A 16,571-nucleotide genomic window follows, 5' to 3' on the forward strand; every position below is an offset into this window, starting at 1 on the left:
GGAGGCGCAAGGTGGTGTAGGAGTGGGACTGCAACAATGGACTTCATTTAAACAGACTTGGATTCATCGCTTCGAGAGCTCAACGAACACCAATTCCAAACCAAGAGGTGAGTTGGTTGACTAGGTTCACGCTGTTTTCCTAGCTCTATCAGTCGCAACCGTTACGGATAGAATCTACTGTCTCTGATCACTTTGTGAATAAACGTCCCTAAACCTGCACTCGATCTCAAAATACACCTACATAAAAATGACATTTCCTACCATTCTGGCTCCCCCTTCCTCGTTCGCTCTAGCTAAATTTAGACATCCGTTTCCCGCGGCAATATCAAGCACTAATCGCTGCCGCAGACTCAGTACCTTATTGGAAGCCTCCGAAGCTTATAGCGAGTATGTAATTCCCTTTATTTTCAACGACCTATCAGCATCAGTTAGCTACGTGCGAGGCTTGCGAAATGGGAAGCGCTGGAGTGAATTGACGAAAATACGGGGTTCTTAAGCAGGATCGGTTTGCCTGTGAGCAACCTAGATCGATAGAAATGGGAAAGAAGAGTGAGCACTCTCTCCCTTTGAAATGCCAAATGCCCAAACCATTCTCACTGTTGCGCTGCATAGGCTCTGATATGAACCCGAAAGGTTGGCTAATACATGCGAAGGTGAGCAAGCACCGCAAAATTAACGTGAATCTCAGCCATTTTTTGGGAGCGCTACTGCGGACAGTTACGGGACTCTCAGTGAAACGACAATAATGGCTATACAGTGGCCACATCTTGATGCGATTATTGACGTTAGGGGAGATTCGGTTTTTTACGCTTGGGACGGCTGAAGCCCTGTGATGTGCCATTTTGAGGCTTCACGCCAAAAAAATGCCATGACATGACCTGAGAAGGAACACATAATAATTTGCCTGGAGCGAGTCGTGGCTAAAGTAAAAGAGAAGAAAATCGTAAAGTTTTCGGAGTACATAAGTTACATCGAAACTCTACAGGAAACCATGAGTAGCTCTCTTTAGTACCGCGGCTCTAACAATAGTTCGCACCATCTAATACCTGGTCTTTATAGACATAAAAAAAGATCGGGCATGATAGACCTGAGCAATCTTGAAAATGAGCTAATCACCAGATTTCAGCAGCGCAGCATGCCCTTTACGAATCGGTCTTTCACAGATCCATGGGAAGTAATCTTCTACATGCAGCACTATCGGTTGCCCACAAGGCTTCTCGACTGGACAGAAAACCCCTTTATTGCGTTCTATTTTGCAATAGGCAATTCAGCTTATGGCACCGCTCCCGATGGGGAACTTATCTTCACCACCGATGCAACTGTTTGGATATTAGACCCGGTACGCTGGAATCAACACGCTCTAGCTCACCAATCGTACGACCGTGGAATTCTTTTAACTATTGATGAAGAAATGAAGGGGTATGTCCCCAGTACGTCGATTTCTAAAATGAACAACCATCCTGTGGCACTCTACGGCACACATAACAGCCCGAGAATTGTCGCCCAGCGAGGAGTATTTACAGTGTTCGGGCAGAGCCCTTGCGGAATGGACGAACTCTACAATAGTTCTCGATTCCCAAAGGACTGCCTGATCAAGGTAATAATACCAAAGGAAAATATTAAGTCGCTGAGAGCTGCGCTTTTTTCTTATGGTTTTACTGAGTCAGTTGTATATCCAGACCTAGACGGCCTTGCCCTAGAAATCAAACGCTTTTTTGAGTTTGAGGTATAACTATGTCGAATCCAGACACCACGTTTTTCATACGAACAATGGATCCCAAACCACTCACTTGGTGGCGTGCTAGGCAAAATAAGATCGACATGGAGCCGCCATACCAGCGCCGCGGGCGACTCTGGTCCCAAACTGACAAAGCATATTTAATCGACTCCATCCTGAACGGCTTCGATATTCCAAAACTATACATGGCTGACTTTACCGTTGGTGAAGGCTCATCACTTAATAAAAGCAAACTCCCTTACGCTATTATCGATGGTAAGCAGAGGCTTGAGGCAATCTTTGACTTCTTCCAAAACAAGGTTGTTCTGAACCAGGACTTTGTATATTTACCCAACCCTGAGTTAAAACTCGGAGGCTTATCCTATAAGGATCTTTACTCCAATCACTACGACATTGCCGAGATTTTTGAAGTATTCCCTCTTACCATTATGTCAGTCCACGCATCCACTGAAGATCCAATCAATGAATTATTTGTTAGGCTGAATCGAAATAAACCATTGACGGGAGCGGAGATACGCAATGCCATGTCTGGGCCTGCTCCTGCGATTATCAGAACTATACGTGATCACGAGTTTTTCATCGAAAACGTAGCATTTCCATTTACACGCGGCGCAGATCTTAACGCTGCCGCAAAAATTCTACAGTTCGAATTTGAAGGTAAGCCAGTAGACACCAAGAAAAAAGTACTCGATAGCTTTGTCTCAAGTATAAAACTTGCAGAACGTCGAGACCATCTAGAGTTAGCCGCGAGACGAGTTAATGAAAACCTTACCGTCATGTCTGAAATCTTTCTACCTAAAGACAAATTACTGTCAAGCGGGGGCCTTCTACCTGTTTATTATTGGTTTTGCAGAAATCAGATTGAGGAACACTATTACCTGATCAGAGAATTTCTTGTTCATTTTGAGAATGAAAGAAAGAGCATAAGAACCTCAGTCTCTGAAAACACGGAAAAAAACTTTTCAACTTACGTTAAATTTGACATATATAACCGCAGCACCAATGACTTGGTCAGTCATCAAGGACGATATGAAATATTACAGGACCTATTTTATGTTTGGCTAGAGAAGCGAATTCTAGAATCAGAAAGCGCTTCAAAGCCTTCGAAAAATCAAGCGCCAGGCAATATTCCTTCAGACATGCACTTCCAAATTAACTGTATGAAATCTGGAGCAAACCACGAAGGTATCGAACAAGTCACACACTACGGAAACTCTATAGCGAAATGGTGCCTTACAGTAAACTCTCTTATGACTCGAATAGATGCCGGTAAAGAAGCATATTTCGTAATCGACCCAGATACTTCACAACGCGCATATTTGGCCGTCGTAAGAGAGGAAAATAAAAAACCCTACTTGAAAGCCTATTCTAATAGTGCCTGGACGAACAGTTTGGAGAAAATCACCATCTGTGACGAAGATCTCCGCGTGCTAGGATAAGCGTAAACTTCAATTGTCATAATAGCCCTTTTCATTGAGGGCTATTCTCTTATACGACTAAAATATTGAACTAATTTATTACATCCGATCATTTTTGTTCGCGTGCGAATAGTGTTTCTCCCAGATTGGCTATTCGCCCCCTCCAAACACCATTCCTGATAGACTCCCCCCACCTCCCAGCCCCACCCAATCCAGAACCGCCAATGTCCCCTATCTCCGCCACACCCGCCCCACTCTCCCGCCGCTTCTCCGTCGCCCCGATGATGGATTGGACTGACCGCCACTGCCGTTTCTTCCTACGCCTCCTGTCGAAGAACGCCCTGCTCTACACCGAAATGGTCACCACCGGCGCGCTGCTCAACGGCGATCACGAACGCTTCCTCCGTCACAACGAAGCCGAGCATCCGCTGGCGCTGCAGTTGGGCGGCAGTGTTCCGCTGGATCTGGCCGCTTGCGCGCGCATGGCGCAGGCGCATGGTTACGACGAGGTGAATCTGAATGTGGGCTGCCCGAGTGATCGGGTGCAGAACAATATGATCGGTGCGTGCCTGATGGGGCATCCGCAGTTGGTGGCGGATTGTGTGAAGGCGATGCGCGATGCGGTGTCGATTCCGGTGACGGTGAAGCATCGGATCGGGATCAATGGGCGGGACAGTTACGCCGAGCTGTGTGATTTCGTCGGGACGGTGCGCGATGCCGGGTGCACCAGTTTTACCGTGCATGCGCGGATTGCGATTCTGGAGGGGTTGTCGCCGAAGGAGAATCGCGACATTCCGCCGTTGCGGTATGACGTGGCGGCGCAGTTGAAGGCGGATTTTCCGGAGCTGGAGATTGTGCTGAATGGCGGGATCAAGACGATGGAGGCCTGCCATGAACATTTGCAGACCTTTGACGGTGTGATGCTCGGGCGTGAGGCTTATCACAATCCGTATTTGCTGGCGGAGGTCGATCAGCAGTTGTTCGGCAGCAGCGCGCCGGTGATCAGCCGGGCCGAGGCGCTGGCGCAGTTGCGGCCATATATTGCCGAGCATTTGCAGGCGGGCGGTGCGATGCATCACATCACCCGGCATGTGCTGGGGCTGGGTACCGGGTTCCCGGGGGCGCGCAAGTTCCGCCAGTTGTTGTCGGTGGATATTCACAAGGCCAAGGATCCGTTGGCGTTGCTGGATCAGGCTGGCGAGTTGCTTGAAGGCCGTTGATTGATAGTTTGACTGTGCGGGCAACGAATGAGCGTTGCCCGGAGTTTTGCTGTGCTGACAGGATGTCTTTTGTTTATGCCCGCGTTTCGCTGTGTTTCGTTCAAGCGTTTTATCCTCCTCGCTTTAATCTCGACCATCTCTTCCAACGCCGTCGCCTCCTGCGACTTTGTGAAGGGGTGTGGTGAGGGGGACGGCGGTCCTTTTGAGTCGACTCAGCTTTCCGGCTTTCTGGTTTTCACGGCGACGGTGGCCTCGTTCGATGCGACCTCGGATGTGTCCAGACTCAAGAAACGTGTTTACTCGCCAGAGGAAATCGAAGCGGCGCGCTATTACCTCGCCAGCGACGGCATGCTGCAAGCCGCGTATTTCACATCAGCCTTGCAGCGCTACCGCCAAGAATTGCCCGATTCGGCGTTGAGCGACCTCGCGGTTGCTACATTGATCAGCAGTCAGTGATCAGGCCGCCGCTTCCGTCCAGTTCACCCAACCAAACACCCACGTCGCCAGAATCAACAAGCCAAACGCGATCCGATACCAGGCGAACGCAGCGTAGCTGTGGTTGGCGATGAATTTGAGCAGACCGCGCACGGCGATCATGGCGAAGATGAAGGCGATGACGAAACCGAGGGCGAACACTGGCAGGTCGCGGGCCTGGAACAGGTCGCGGTATTTGTAGCCGGAGTACGCCGCGGCGCCGACCATGGTCGGCATGGCGAGGAAAAACGAGAACTCTGTGGCGGCTTTCCGGGACAAGCCGAACAATAAACCGCCGATGATCGTCGAGCCGGAACGCGACGTGCCGGGGATCATTGCCAGGCATTGCACGAAACCGATTTTCAACGCGTCTGACCAGCGCATGTCGTCGACGTGATCGACGCTCACGACATGGTTGCGTTGTTCGGCCCACAACATGACGATGCCGCCCACTACCAACGCCATGGCTACAGTGATCGGGTTAAACAGGTATTGATGGATTTTGTCAGCGAACAGTACGCCTAGAACCACCGCCGGCAGGAAAGCGATCAACAAATTGAGGGTGAAACGCTGCGCGTTGCGTTGAGTGGGCAGGCCTTTGACGATGTCGACGATCTTCGGGCGAAACTCCCAGACCACGGCCAGGATCGCACCCAGCTGAATAATGATGTTGAACGCCATCGCGCGTTCACCGCCGAAGTCCAGCAGGTCGGCGACGATGATCTGGTGGCCGGTACTGGAGATCGGCAAGAACTCGGTCAGGCCTTCTACCGCGCCTAAAATCAACACCTGGATAAAGGTCCAGAAATCCATTAATCCTCCGTCAGAGCGCTCTTGATGAGCGACCGGTCAACTGCATTCAGGAATTGAGTATCTGAAGTTAAACAATCGGTATAACGCGACACCCATTGCCTGATCAGGCGACGGAGAATATGTCTTATCAAAAGACACACTCAAGCCATGTTAATAAACGTCCGCCTACGAACTACCCGAAAAATATTTAGGCCTATAGTAGAAAAAAGTTCGACTCGCCAATAAAGTGTGATCCAGCTCACACTCTCCCAGGATCGTGAACAGTGGCAATTGGACATGAATAAAGCCATGGCCATAGATTCAAAATAGTGGCACAATTCCACATTGCCACCATGTAACGACTAGTTCACAGCCCCGAGAAAATCAACTAAAAGCTTGAAATGCTTAATTATTGTTAGAAAACTCGGGAGCCACGTCTAAAAATCGCGTGAATGTTACCAATTGTCAGTCACAGATGAGAACCGGTGCTTTAACATCCCGATGTCAGCACCTAATTCGAGTCAATGCATGATGCTCTCAGGGAACTTGGCGACTAGAAGTCCGCGCCCGACAAACGACGTACCCGGTGTTCTCACTCTGGGTCGCACCCGTGGCGTGGCTGAACATTTTAGGGCGCTGATCGCAAAGCACGTACGCACTGATATGGCACTTGAGGCCAGTTCGTACACTAGTTCATATAAGCACAATGAACTTTCTGGTTCGTATCGAGCCATCTTCATCGTTATCGACACTCCGCAAGCGCTTGAAGACAATCTTGCGCTGATCGAGAACCTGCGCAGCGATAACTTGAAGCCGATCATTTGCGCGGTCATTACCGGTCGCGGCGCGTTCAACAAGATCAAGTACTTCCTGGCCGGAGCCGATTTCTGTATCAAGCTCAATACCCTTTCCGACGAGGGTGACGAGTTGCTCGGTGAGTTCTTCAACAGCGAAGAATGGACGCGCGATATCAACCTCACGCTCGATCCTACGCGCATCTGCCTGATGGGCGGCACCAGCCAGAAACTCGACATCTCGTTCGCCGAGATGAAGATCCTGGAAGCCTTTGCGCAGACCAGCAATCACATTCTCAGCCATGATGAAATCGCCAACATCATGGGGCTCAACACCAATTTCTACGACCCGAGAGCGCTGGAAAAATCCATCAGCCGCTTGCGTGGAAAAATCAAGGACATGTATGGTACGAACGCGATTCAGAGTATCCGCGGCTACGGCTATCGCCTGATGCGGGGTCTGATATCGACTGCCTGACTCTCGGGCAGCCATCCTCTTTGCATAATTACGAAGGATCGTCATATGCAACCATACCGCTCCAGTTGTACTTCACACCTAATTATAATCAAGCAATTGAATGAGCACGGCTACACCGAACCATAACAATAAACTTAACAACATAGCAGCAGAACGAGTGGAATTTAACGAGGCCATTTTGGGCCCAGACCCTGCCTGTCGGTTACTTCCAAGGAAGTTATTGCTCGCCTGCCGATTTACCTTTTCGCCCATTTTGGTGCACATTTTAGGAGAGAGACATGGAAACTAGTACAACCCTCCCAAGAAAATATTTTGTCGTCGTGACCAACAGTACAACTTCGCAGCGTGAACTTGAGAGTATTCTGTCCAGCGAGCGCTTCAATTCGTTTGGCACGTCTCAGGCCCAAATGTTTATTGAAGGTGCTACTTCGCCCTCTTCCGCTCCCATGCTGATGGAGTTCACTTACCCAAGCGGCACTCGGAAAAACGTCGCCCGCACGATTGAACACGACACCCAGCGCATATTGGCCACCCTCGAATCGGAATGGCTGGCCGCACAATCGGCAAATCCGTTTCACAAAACGCCGATGGTGGACGCGGATGCCAGCCACCAGACTTCAGCCAATGTAGACGGCACTCCGTGCAGCGAGACCTGGCATTTGGACAATGATCAGGGCGCATTGGTCAAGGAAGGCATCGAGATCAGCCTGACCGGACTGGAAACCGCGCTGGTGCGCAAAATGCTCCATCACGAAGAACGCGTGGTCAGTCGTGATGACCTGATCCTCAGTATCGGTCGCGAGCCGGAGCAATATCGTGGCCTGGAAATGTGCCTGAGTCGCCTGCAGGACAAGTTCAAGAGCGCCAGCAATGGTGAGCGTCTGTTTCGTGCCGTAAGAAACCGCGGTTATTGCCTCATCCAGGACATCGTTGCGTAAACAGCGACGCTATCCGCGAACAGAACAAACAGAAAACGGTGCGATTACAAAAACAACAAGAGCACTCTGTTTGATTCACCTCCCTTGATAATAAAAGCTCCCTGCCTCCACCCCTCCTACAGTAACAAACACAACATAATTTATTCACCCCCTGCTCTGCGACCTTTTCTAACAACCTTGTATTTGATTATTAGAAAGTTGGCACTATGCCATCTTGTTAGAACTCGTCAGACACCCTCTCCGACAATAAATTAGTCTATTGATTGACGACAGTTCGGCTTATCGACGTTGTTACCTCAGGACACTCGTCCAATAACAACAACAAGCCTACTAGCAACTCGGACTTCAACTGTCGAAACCTGAATGGACGTATTTCTGGGGATATCTCATGGAACTTTCTCTACGGATCAATCGAAATAACGGCCTCAAGGGACTTACCTTCTGGGGCCAATGGGCGCTGGCGCAGGGTTTCATTGTTGCGTTGTTGTTCATCCTCGCGGAGCGGCATACGGGAACGGTTGAGTTCTATTACCGCATGTGCGCGACATTGGCGGTACTGGCCTCGGTGCCGGCGTATACGTTCAGCGGCGTGTATCGCAAACAGGACAATTACCTGACCGGGCTCGGACGTTTGTTCATGGGCTGGTCGATGACCATGGTGGCGCTGGCCTGTATCGCGTTCGTGTGCAAGGCCGACGAGGTGTTCTCCCGCGAGGTGACGCTGAGCTGGGCGGTCTACGGCTTCCTCGGCCAGGCGTTGCTGTATGCGCCGTTGCATGCCTTTTCCAAGTACTACCAGCGTTCCCGCACTAGTGCGCAGAAGACGTTGATCGTCGGCACCGGCGAGTTGGCACTGGGTCTGGCGAAGAAGATCAGTCAGGTGGAAAACCTGCCATTGGTAGGTCTGGTCAGCAATGGCGCGACGCCGAATCTGGATGCGGATGCGCCGCGTGTGGTCGGTGATCAGGAAGATTTGCTCGAGCTGATCAAAGACCATGACATCCGCCGTTTGTACATCACTCTGCCGCTGGCCGAAGCCGCGAAAATCGAAGCGATGTACGTCGATTTGCTCGGTGCCAACGTCGATGTGGTCTGGGTGCCGGACTTGAACAGCCTGACCCTGCTCAACCACTCGGTGAAGGTCGTGGACGGTCTGCCGGCGATCTGCCTCAACGAAAGCCCGCTGACCAGCCGCCCTACTGCTGCGCTGAGCAAAAGCCTGGTGGAAAAAGGCGTGGCGCTGCTGGCGATCATTCTGTTGAGTCCGGTGCTGCTGTTCATCGCGTTGGCGGTGAAGATCAACTCGCCGGGCCCGGTGTTCTTCAAGCAGGATCGTCACGGCTGGAACGGCAAGGTGATTCAGGTCTGGAAATTCCGCTCGATGCGCGTGCACGATGATCGTGAAGTGGTCCAGGCCAGCCGTAATGACTCGCGCATCACCGCTGTCGGCCGCTTCATCCGCCGTACTTCGCTGGACGAATTGCCGCAGTTGTTCAACGTGCTGCAAGGGCAGATGGCCCTGGTCGGTCCACGTCCGCACGCGGTGGCGCACAACCACTACTACTCGGGAAAAATTCTCGCGTACATGGCTCGTCATCGAATCAAACCGGGTATTACCGGGCTGGCGCAAATCAGCGGCTGCCGTGGCGAGACCGACACCATCGACAAGATGCAGCGGCGTGTGGAGATGGACCTGCATTACATCAACAACTGGTCGTTGTGGCTGGATCTGAAGATCCTGGTGAAGACACCGTTTACGTTGTTGTCGAAAGATATTTATTGATGGACTGGTGATCGGCCAGGCGATACCGCAAGGGGACGAAAGTCCCCTTTTTTGTGGGCGGGATTTGGTGGTGGAGTCAGGTAGTTGCGATGGTGGCAGTGATGGCGCCTTCGCGGGCAAGCCCGCTCCCACAGGGTTCGGCGGCGTTCACTCAAATCGGGAACACCACAAAATCACTGTGGGAGCTTGCCTGCAAGCGATAGCGGTGGGTCAGGCAACTTGGATTTTGAATGGACTGGCGCCTTCGCGAGTAGGGTCGCTCCCACAGGGATCGGGAGGGGGATCGAGATATTCGCTTCAACCCGCTCCCACAGGGGATCTCGGTGTAGATCGAGATATTCGCTTCGCTCCGTTCCACTGTGGGAGCGTGGCTTGCCCGCGAAAGCGGTGGATCAGGAAGCACATATGCTGAATGTGCCGACGCCTTCGCGGGCAAGCCCGCTCCCACAGGGGATCTCGGTGTGGATCGAGATATCCGCGTCACCCCGATCCAATGTGGGAGCGTGGCTTGCCCGCGAAAGCGGTGGGTCAGGCGACAGAGATGTCGAATGTGCCGACGCCTTCGCGAGCAAGCCCGCTCCCACCGGTCTCAAGGGGTTCTCGGGATTACTCGGTAATCTTCGAGAAGTTGCGATAGAACATGTCGCCCTCGCGGCTATCCGTCATCGAGTGCAGCTGGAAGCTGCGGTTGAGCCTGGCGCCGCCGTCACGGGTCAGGGGGGCCCAGACCAGGTTGGCGCGGCGCATGGTCGACATGCTCATCATTTCGTCGAACGGGATCGACAGGTAGATGCCTTTGTCGAAACTACCCTCCCCGTACTCGGCACTGCCAGCGGTGGTGATCGTCGCCCAGGCGCCGAAACGCACGCCGTTGAAGAACTCGCGGGAAATGTCGAGCGTACCGCCCCAGTCGCCGGCCAGGTAGCGACCGACGCTGACCGCTGCCAACGTGTCATACGGCAGGTCGGTATAACCGGTGACGTGCCCGGTCCAGACCGAGTAGTCGCGCAAGCCGAAACCCTGGTCGAACTCGCGCTGACGCACATAGTTCAGGTCCGCCCCCACCGACCAGCGCTCGCCGGTCGGCCGGAACAGCACCTCACCGCCGACGCCGGCGAACATCGACTCCAGATACCCGCCGTAGACCATGCCATACAGGTCCTTGTCCAACTGCTCGGCATGGCTGACCTGGAACAGCGGCATGGTCACTTCCGAGGTGGTCAGGTACTGACGCAAATCGGTACGCACCCGCGGCAGACCGCTCGGCGCATCGTAGGTGAACTTGTCGAAGTTGTTCGCCAGGTTGGCACTGAGCAGACCGCTCCACCAGGTGTTGCGATTGAAGCGGTACTCGGCGTCCGCATCGGCACTGAATTGATAGAGCAAGCCATCCGGGCCGCCGACGTTTTGCTTGAAGCCCAGACCGACGCCATAACTGAAATGCTGCGGTGCTTCGCTGTAGAGGGTTTTCTCGTTGTGCGGCATCGCCGGGTTGATCTCGGTGGTGCGGTGCAGCGACTCCAGCGGCTCCTCGTTGTTGATCACTTCGCGGAAGGTCTGGCGCGGCACGCTGGTCTCTTCCAGCGGCAGGTCGTAGCGTTTGTTGACCACGGTGAACCAGTTGATGTCGTCGTTCACACTGTTGTCGAGAATCCGGCTCGCGCGGCCGACAGCCTTCGACGAATGGAAGTAGCGCTGCTGCTCGCCGTAGACGATCAGCTCGGAATCACGCTGGCTGATGCGCTCGACCTTGTACCCGGCATTCTGCTGCAGACGCTGCGAAACGTCGGCCCAGTTGACCTGTTCCATCGGCGTGGTCGGCATCTTCGCCGGCAGCGGTTCAGGCGTCGGATCGTAAGTCTTGACCGGCGCTTTGCGGCTGACGAAATTGGTGTGGAAAGTGATGCCGAACATCGCCGTGTTGCCGCGCTCCCATGCCGCGCTGACGTCCACCGAATCCGCCACTTTGAACACCGCGCCGAAGTTGATCGGCGAGTCTTGCTTGATCACGTTGTCTTTCGGCTCGTGCTTGTAGTCGTTGCCTTCGTATTCGAGTTTCAGACTGAGTCGATCCCACGGCGTCTGATAGCTCACACCGCCGAAGAACGACGGCTTGCCGCGAAAGTACGAGCCCGAGTTGACGTCACCGGTGCCCTCGAGGGCCGGTCGGGTATCGAAGCGATCACTGACGTAACCCAGCGGGTTGTCGAGGTCGCCGCGATTACCCAGATAACCCCAGGCAATGCCGGCGCTGAAATCAAAATTGTCGAAGCGCTTGTTGGCGACAAAAAACTCACTGGAGAACAGGCCCGTACCGCCGATGTCTCGGAAGCCCAACGCGAAATCCGGCGCCCAGTGGCTCTCCTCCCACAGCCGGACTTTGACGTCGACCGCCTTGTCCTTATAGCTCTGGCTGCCGCTCAGCGCCTCGGAGCCGTACGGCCGGTTGGTGATCGCGGTGTAGCGAAACGAACCTTCGAGCCAGTCCAGTGGCTGCAACGACACGCTGTAACGGCTGTAAGGCTCGGTGCGGTTGGCGTTGACGCTCAGCTCTCCGGCCGGGGCCATGCGCGCGGTCGGGGTCTGCAACAGACCGGTGCCACCGAAATCATTCTGGGTAATACGCGGCTCGGCATGCACCAGACCGCACGGCAATAACAACACAGCTGCAACACGTAACTTCAACGAACCACCTCAGCCAGCTGCGTGGCAATCAATTCGGCCAACTGCTGATTCAGTTCAGGAACAGGCGGATCCAGATCATCGTTTTTCACCGGCACCAGAATCTTGCTGCCGGCCACGGGAAACTGCCCGCTCTCGCGATTCCAGTGCGCAATGCCCACGCGCCGGACCGCGCCATTGGGCTGGATCAGCCACAAGTAATCGGCCTCGGCATCGTCCAGCGGCGTGCAGCTTTCCAGGTACTCGCGCGCCTCCAGCAGAGGCTGATAAGGCAGGTGACAGGTTTCGGCAACCGCGCCCAAGACTTGCACCTCGTCGACCCGTTTCGGGTAGATCAGCCGATCGCCATCGTCGAGACGAATGTTGCGCGCAAAACCGACTTCCACCGCGACCGGATCGAGATCCGCGACCTGGCGGCCGGTGACCGGCATCTGCCGCACCTGTTCGGTCAGGCGCAGCGCCAGCGCCGCGCGACTCGGGCGGTCAAACAACGAAGCCATGCGCTGCAACACATCGAGATCGAACAACACCCCGGCCTTGAGCCGCGCCTGCTGTTCCAGCAACGACTGGCGCAGCAACTCGCCGGCCAGCCAGTAACCTTCAGCATCCGGCACCGCCACGCTGATCACGTCGAGCAAGCGCCCGCCCGGCGGCAATTCCACCGGCCCCGGGTTGGCGACATCGCCGCTGACCGTGACCGCTGCCTGACTGACGCCACTGAGCAACAGCAAACCCGCCGATAACATCCGTAAGCGCTTCACGGCAGGTGCCTGCGATCGGGGGTCAGTTGCACGATGCGCACACGCATTTGCGCGCTCAGTTGCTGCTCGCTCTGCAGGATGAAACCGTCCAGCGGATCGACCCAGTAATGGTTGGTCGCGCGCAGGCCGATGGCCGGGACGTCGATGCGTTCGTCGACACGCAGCACGGTGTATTCCTTGTCGAGAATTTGCAGGGTTTGCGTGGATCGACGGGAGAACCGGCTGTTGACGATCAAACCGACTTCCTGGCCCTTGTACAGGTCGATCCAGCGCTGACTGGTGAAACCATCGGCGACTTGATGCAGGCCGCGTTTGAACGGCGCGTTGTCGGCCAGCCGCGTGCCGTCCAGATCGCCCTCGACGCCGAGGCCGATGGTGCGCACGGCGAGGCCGTCACGCAGCAGCAACACCTGCTTGCCGGAGGCGACCCAGAACTGCAGGTCGTCGCGCTCGCGCACCAGCGCCAGCACCCCGGAGCCGGACGGCGTGGTCAGTTTGATTTGCGGGTACTTGACCTCGGCCACCTGGGCCGCGCTCACGTCCAGTTCATCCGGGCCGATCACCGCCGACTTGAGGTTGCGCACCGAAGCGGTCATCAGCGGGTTACAGCCACACAACATCAAGGCCGCCATCAGGCAGGCGCCAACTTTCAAGGTTTTCACGGTCGGCCTTATTTGCTGTTGTTACTGAATTCGCTCCAGTTCTTCGCAGCGGAAGCCCCGGTCCCGACAATCGATGCAGACGGCACCAGTTGGCTGATGAAGCGGTTCCAGCGCGTGACGTTGGCCGGGCCGACATAGACCACGTCCTGCGGACGCACTTCAAAGTGCGAAGCGAGGGCCATGGCGGTCGGCGACTGGGCTTCCAGTTGATAAATCTTCGCCGGCTCGACATCGAGGTTTTCCACCCCGCGAATCACGTACACCGCGTTACCGTTGGAAGTGGTCTGACTCAGGCCGCCGACCGAACCGAGCACGTCGGAGAGGTTCATCGTCGCGGTCTTGAAGCTCAGCGCACGGGGCTGATTGACTTCGCCCATGACGTAGATGCGCTTGTTGTCGTTGTACGGCAGATACAGCTGATCGCCGCCCTTGAGGAAGACGTGCTGCAACTCGGAATCCTGCTGGTTCAGCGAGTCGAGATTGAGCGGATACACCCGGCCATTGCGGGTCAGCAGCAGGCCCGACAGATCGGCGTTATTGGTGTCGATGCCGGCAGTACCGAGGGCTTCGACCACGCTCAACGGATTGGTGGAAATCGGTTGTGGCCCGGCCTTGGCCACAGCGCCCGAGACCACTACTTTCTGACTGGCGAAACGCAGCACCGCGACATCCACTTGCGGCTCGGCGATGAACGCCGACAGGCGGGATTCGATGTCCGAGCGCAACTGTTGAATAGTCTTGCCGGCCGCCTGCACTTCCTTGATGAATGGGTAGTACAGCGTGCCATCGGAGCGCACCAGTCGACCGTTGGCGTCGATCTGCTGTTGTGCCCCCGATGGCGCCGTCAGCTCCGGGTGATCCCAGACCGTGATGTACAGCACATCGTTGCTGCCGATACGGTATTCCGCCGGCGTCGCCAACAGTTCCGATGGCACCGTCTCACGCTTTTGCGTGGCGCGGGTCATCGAGATCAGCTTGGGCGTAATCGGAATCAGCTCGACCCGACTGCTTTCGCTGGCGCCCTGGCGCGTGATGTCGCCGGTGCTCAGGTATTGGCCGGGGGAAAACATGCAACCTTGCAAAGCGATACTTGCCAACAGCAAAAGAGAAAAACTACGAGTCATAATGGCACTACGCTATTCAAGGGCGGATCTAAAAACAAAGTCACCCGACTTGCGTCGGGCGACCCTGTACTGCACTAACAAATGTTCCTGTTAGTTGTGCGTGCCGGTGGTGCCGGTAGTACCGGTGGTGCCAGTGGTACCGCCGTTGGCACTTCCGCCGCTGTTGGACGCTGCGACTGCACTGGCAACCATTGCCGCACTGGCAGCCGGCGCTGTAGAAGCCGCAACACTGCCAGATACATTGGTCACCGCAGTTAGCGGCGCTTCAGCGGCGGACGCCCAGTTGCTCAACATCGTCAACAGGGCAATCGCCATCACTTTTTTCATATCAACTCCTTTCTAACATTCGGCCTGTTAAAAACCGACCTGTGTTAGCGGTGGTAGCGTTCAAGTCCGCAAAAAGCGCGAACAAGATCCGTCGTTCTTTCACAGTCTTACGCAACTGATAAAAGTCGAACGGCAGGTTTATATCTACGGACTTGCAAAAGGCATTTCCAGCGTATTTTCCCGACGATATCTAACAGCTGACCGAAACTAACATTCAGTATTAGAACGACATCATTCGAGATAACCGCGCGGATGGTTCGATTGCCATCGCCAGGTATCGGTAACCATATCCTGCAAACTGCGCGTGGCTTTCCAGCCGAGTTCTTTTTGCGCTTTCGAGGCATCGGCCCAGCTCTCGGCGATGTCCCCGCTGCGCCGCGGCATGACCCGGTACGGCACCGGTCGTCCGCTGGCCTGTTCGAAGGCATGCAGCACTTGCATCACGCTGTAGCCGTCGCCGGTGCCGAGGTTCCAGGTGTGAATGCCCGGACGGTCGGCAATCGATTGCAAGGCTTTGAGATGGCCATCGGCAAGGTCGACGACGTGGATGTAATCACGCACCCCGGTGCCGTCGATCGTCGGGTAATCGTCACCGAAAATCGACAACTCCTGCAGGCTGCCGACCGCCACCTGGCTGATGTAAGGCAGCAGGTTATTGGGAATGCCGCTGGGGTCTTCGCCCATGTGTCCGCTGTGATGGGCGCCGATCGGGTTGAAGTAACGCAGCAAGGCGATGCTCCAGCGCGGCTCGGCCTGGCTCAGGTCGCGCAGCACATTCTCGACGATCAGCTTGGATTGACCGTAAGGGTTGGTCGGAATGCCGGTGGGGAAGTCCTCGCGGATCGGCATCTGCTCAGGCTCGCCATACACCGTGGCCGAGGAGCTGAACACCAGCCGGAACACCCCGGCCGCTGCCATCGCCTGACACAGCGTGATGCTGCCGCCGACGTTGTTCTCGTAGTAATCCAGCGGCTTGCGCACGCTTTCGCCGACGGCCTTGAGCCCGGCAAAATGCAGCACCGCGTCGATCGCATGCTCGCGGAAAATCCGGTCGAGCAACGCCCGGTCGCAGACATCGCCGCGAATCATCAACGCGCTTTTGCCGCAGATACCTTCTATCGCGTGCAGTGCCGCATCGCTGCTGTTGCAAAGATTATCCAGTACAACAACTTCATAACCTGCTTCAAGCAGCGCAAGTGTGGTGTGCGAGCCGATATAGCCGGCGCCACCCGTTACCAGAATCTTCATAGCGCGGTCCGTCATTGGATAAGTGACAAGTAGCCTGTCAAGTCCCTTTCATTGAATCTGTGGCGCACCACACAAATAAGGACGACAACAGCCTCAAACAAAATTAGTTCAACCACTGGCAATAAATATTTT

General features: G+C 55.0%; 13 protein-coding genes and 1 pseudogene. 7 read left to right on the top strand and 7 right to left on the bottom strand.

Annotated features, from left to right (window positions below):
- Window positions 1-1,021: 1,021 nt before the first annotated feature.
- The 4 genes and pseudogenes from ACIOUG_RS11905 to ACIOUG_RS11920 form a co-directional block, all read left to right on the top strand.
- Window positions 1,022-1,732 (top strand): annotated as a pseudogene (locus ACIOUG_RS11905) (FRG domain-containing protein); the annotation flags it as partial.
- An 89-nt stretch (window positions 1,733-1,821) separates the two neighbouring features.
- A complete protein-coding gene (locus tag ACIOUG_RS11910) occupies window positions 1,822-3,177 on the top strand; it encodes a DUF262 domain-containing protein (protein WP_401065575.1) in 1,356 nt (451 codons plus the stop codon).
- A 203-nt stretch (window positions 3,178-3,380) separates the two neighbouring features.
- Entirely contained in the window at window positions 3,381-4,376 is a 996-nt protein-coding gene (gene dusA / locus ACIOUG_RS11915; protein ID WP_401065578.1) for a tRNA dihydrouridine(20/20a) synthase DusA, read from the top strand.
- 75 nt (window positions 4,377-4,451) lie between these two features.
- Complete coding sequence (locus ACIOUG_RS11920; protein WP_401065581.1) at window positions 4,452-4,832, top strand: DUF2388 domain-containing protein; 381 nt, start codon at window positions 4,452-4,454, stop codon at window positions 4,830-4,832.
- Here the strand turns inward: ACIOUG_RS11920 and ACIOUG_RS11925 are convergent, their stop codons facing one another.
- Entirely contained in the window at window positions 4,833-5,663 is an 831-nt protein-coding gene (locus ACIOUG_RS11925) for an undecaprenyl-diphosphate phosphatase (protein ID WP_401065583.1), read from the bottom strand.
- A gap of 507 nt (window positions 5,664-6,170) precedes the next feature.
- Here ACIOUG_RS11925 and ACIOUG_RS11930 point away from each other — a divergent pair.
- The 3 genes from ACIOUG_RS11930 (at window position 6,171) to ACIOUG_RS11940 (ending at window position 9,635) form a co-directional block, all read left to right on the top strand.
- Window positions 6,171-6,914, top strand: coding sequence for a winged helix-turn-helix domain-containing protein (locus ACIOUG_RS11930; protein WP_401065586.1), 744 nt, complete (start codon window positions 6,171-6,173; stop codon window positions 6,912-6,914).
- A 278-nt stretch (window positions 6,915-7,192) separates the two neighbouring features.
- Complete coding sequence (locus tag ACIOUG_RS11935; protein ID WP_401065588.1) at window positions 7,193-7,852, top strand: transcriptional regulator; 660 nt, start codon at window positions 7,193-7,195, stop codon at window positions 7,850-7,852.
- Between the two features lie 388 nt (window positions 7,853-8,240).
- A complete protein-coding gene (locus tag ACIOUG_RS11940; protein WP_401065589.1) occupies window positions 8,241-9,635 on the top strand; it encodes an undecaprenyl-phosphate glucose phosphotransferase in 1,395 nt (464 codons plus the stop codon).
- Between the two features lie 606 nt (window positions 9,636-10,241).
- Here ACIOUG_RS11940 and ACIOUG_RS11945 read toward each other — a convergent pair.
- From ACIOUG_RS11945 to galE, 6 genes are all read right to left on the bottom strand, one after another.
- Window positions 10,242-12,320, bottom strand: coding sequence for a YjbH domain-containing protein (locus ACIOUG_RS11945; RefSeq protein ID WP_401065591.1), 2,079 nt, complete (start codon window positions 12,318-12,320; stop codon window positions 10,242-10,244).
- A complete protein-coding gene (locus ACIOUG_RS11950) occupies window positions 12,317-13,078 on the bottom strand; it encodes a capsule biosynthesis GfcC family protein (RefSeq protein ID WP_401065594.1) in 762 nt (253 codons plus the stop codon). The genes ACIOUG_RS11945 and ACIOUG_RS11950 overlap by 4 nt, the downstream gene beginning before the upstream one ends.
- On the bottom strand, window positions 13,075-13,740 hold the full coding sequence (locus ACIOUG_RS11955) for a YjbF family lipoprotein (protein WP_401065595.1): 666 nt from the start codon (window positions 13,738-13,740) through the stop codon (window positions 13,075-13,077). The genes ACIOUG_RS11950 and ACIOUG_RS11955 overlap by 4 nt, the downstream gene beginning before the upstream one ends.
- A gap of 8 nt (window positions 13,741-13,748) precedes the next feature.
- Complete coding sequence (locus tag ACIOUG_RS11960) at window positions 13,749-14,810, bottom strand: polysaccharide biosynthesis/export family protein (protein WP_401065597.1); 1,062 nt, start codon at window positions 14,808-14,810, stop codon at window positions 13,749-13,751.
- Between the two features lie 144 nt (window positions 14,811-14,954).
- Window positions 14,955-15,191, bottom strand: a complete 237-nt coding sequence (locus ACIOUG_RS11965) for a hypothetical protein (RefSeq protein WP_401065599.1) — start codon at window positions 15,189-15,191, stop codon at window positions 14,955-14,957.
- Window positions 15,192-15,422: 231 nt separating this feature from the next.
- Window positions 15,423-16,439 (bottom strand): UDP-glucose 4-epimerase GalE, encoded by a 1,017-nt coding sequence (gene galE / locus ACIOUG_RS11970; RefSeq protein WP_103368819.1) that lies wholly within the window; start codon window positions 16,437-16,439, stop codon window positions 15,423-15,425.
- Window positions 16,440-16,571: the final 132 nt, after the last annotated feature.

This window comes from Pseudomonas sp. NPDC087803, assembly GCF_044742995.1.
Lineage (GTDB): Bacteria > Pseudomonadota > Gammaproteobacteria > Pseudomonadales > Pseudomonadaceae > Aquipseudomonas.

Bases quoted from the DNA above. Each gene is read 5' to 3' on its own strand.
- ACIOUG_RS11910 (WP_401065575.1), top strand. From the start codon at position 1,822: ATGGAGCCGCCATACCAGCGCCGCGGGCGACTCTGGTCCCAAACTGAC.
- dusA (WP_401065578.1), top strand. From the start codon at position 3,381: ATGTCCCCTATCTCCGCCACACCCGCCCCACTCTCCCGCCGCTTCTCC.
- ACIOUG_RS11920 (WP_401065581.1), top strand. From the start codon at position 4,452: ATGCCCGCGTTTCGCTGTGTTTCGTTCAAGCGTTTTATCCTCCTCGCT.
- ACIOUG_RS11925 (WP_401065583.1), bottom strand. From the start codon at position 5,663: ATGGATTTCTGGACCTTTATCCAGGTGTTGATTTTAGGCGCGGTAGAA.
- ACIOUG_RS11930 (WP_401065586.1), top strand. From the start codon at position 6,171: ATGATGCTCTCAGGGAACTTGGCGACTAGAAGTCCGCGCCCGACAAAC.
- ACIOUG_RS11935 (WP_401065588.1), top strand. From the start codon at position 7,193: ATGGAAACTAGTACAACCCTCCCAAGAAAATATTTTGTCGTCGTGACC.
- ACIOUG_RS11940 (WP_401065589.1), top strand. From the start codon at position 8,241: ATGGAACTTTCTCTACGGATCAATCGAAATAACGGCCTCAAGGGACTT.
- ACIOUG_RS11960 (WP_401065597.1), bottom strand. From the start codon at position 14,810: ATGTTTTCCCCCGGCCAATACCTGAGCACCGGCGACATCACGCGCCAG.
- ACIOUG_RS11965 (WP_401065599.1), bottom strand. From the start codon at position 15,191: ATGAAAAAAGTGATGGCGATTGCCCTGTTGACGATGTTGAGCAACTGG.
- galE (WP_103368819.1), bottom strand. From the start codon at position 16,439: ATGAAGATTCTGGTAACGGGTGGCGCCGGCTATATCGGCTCGCACACC.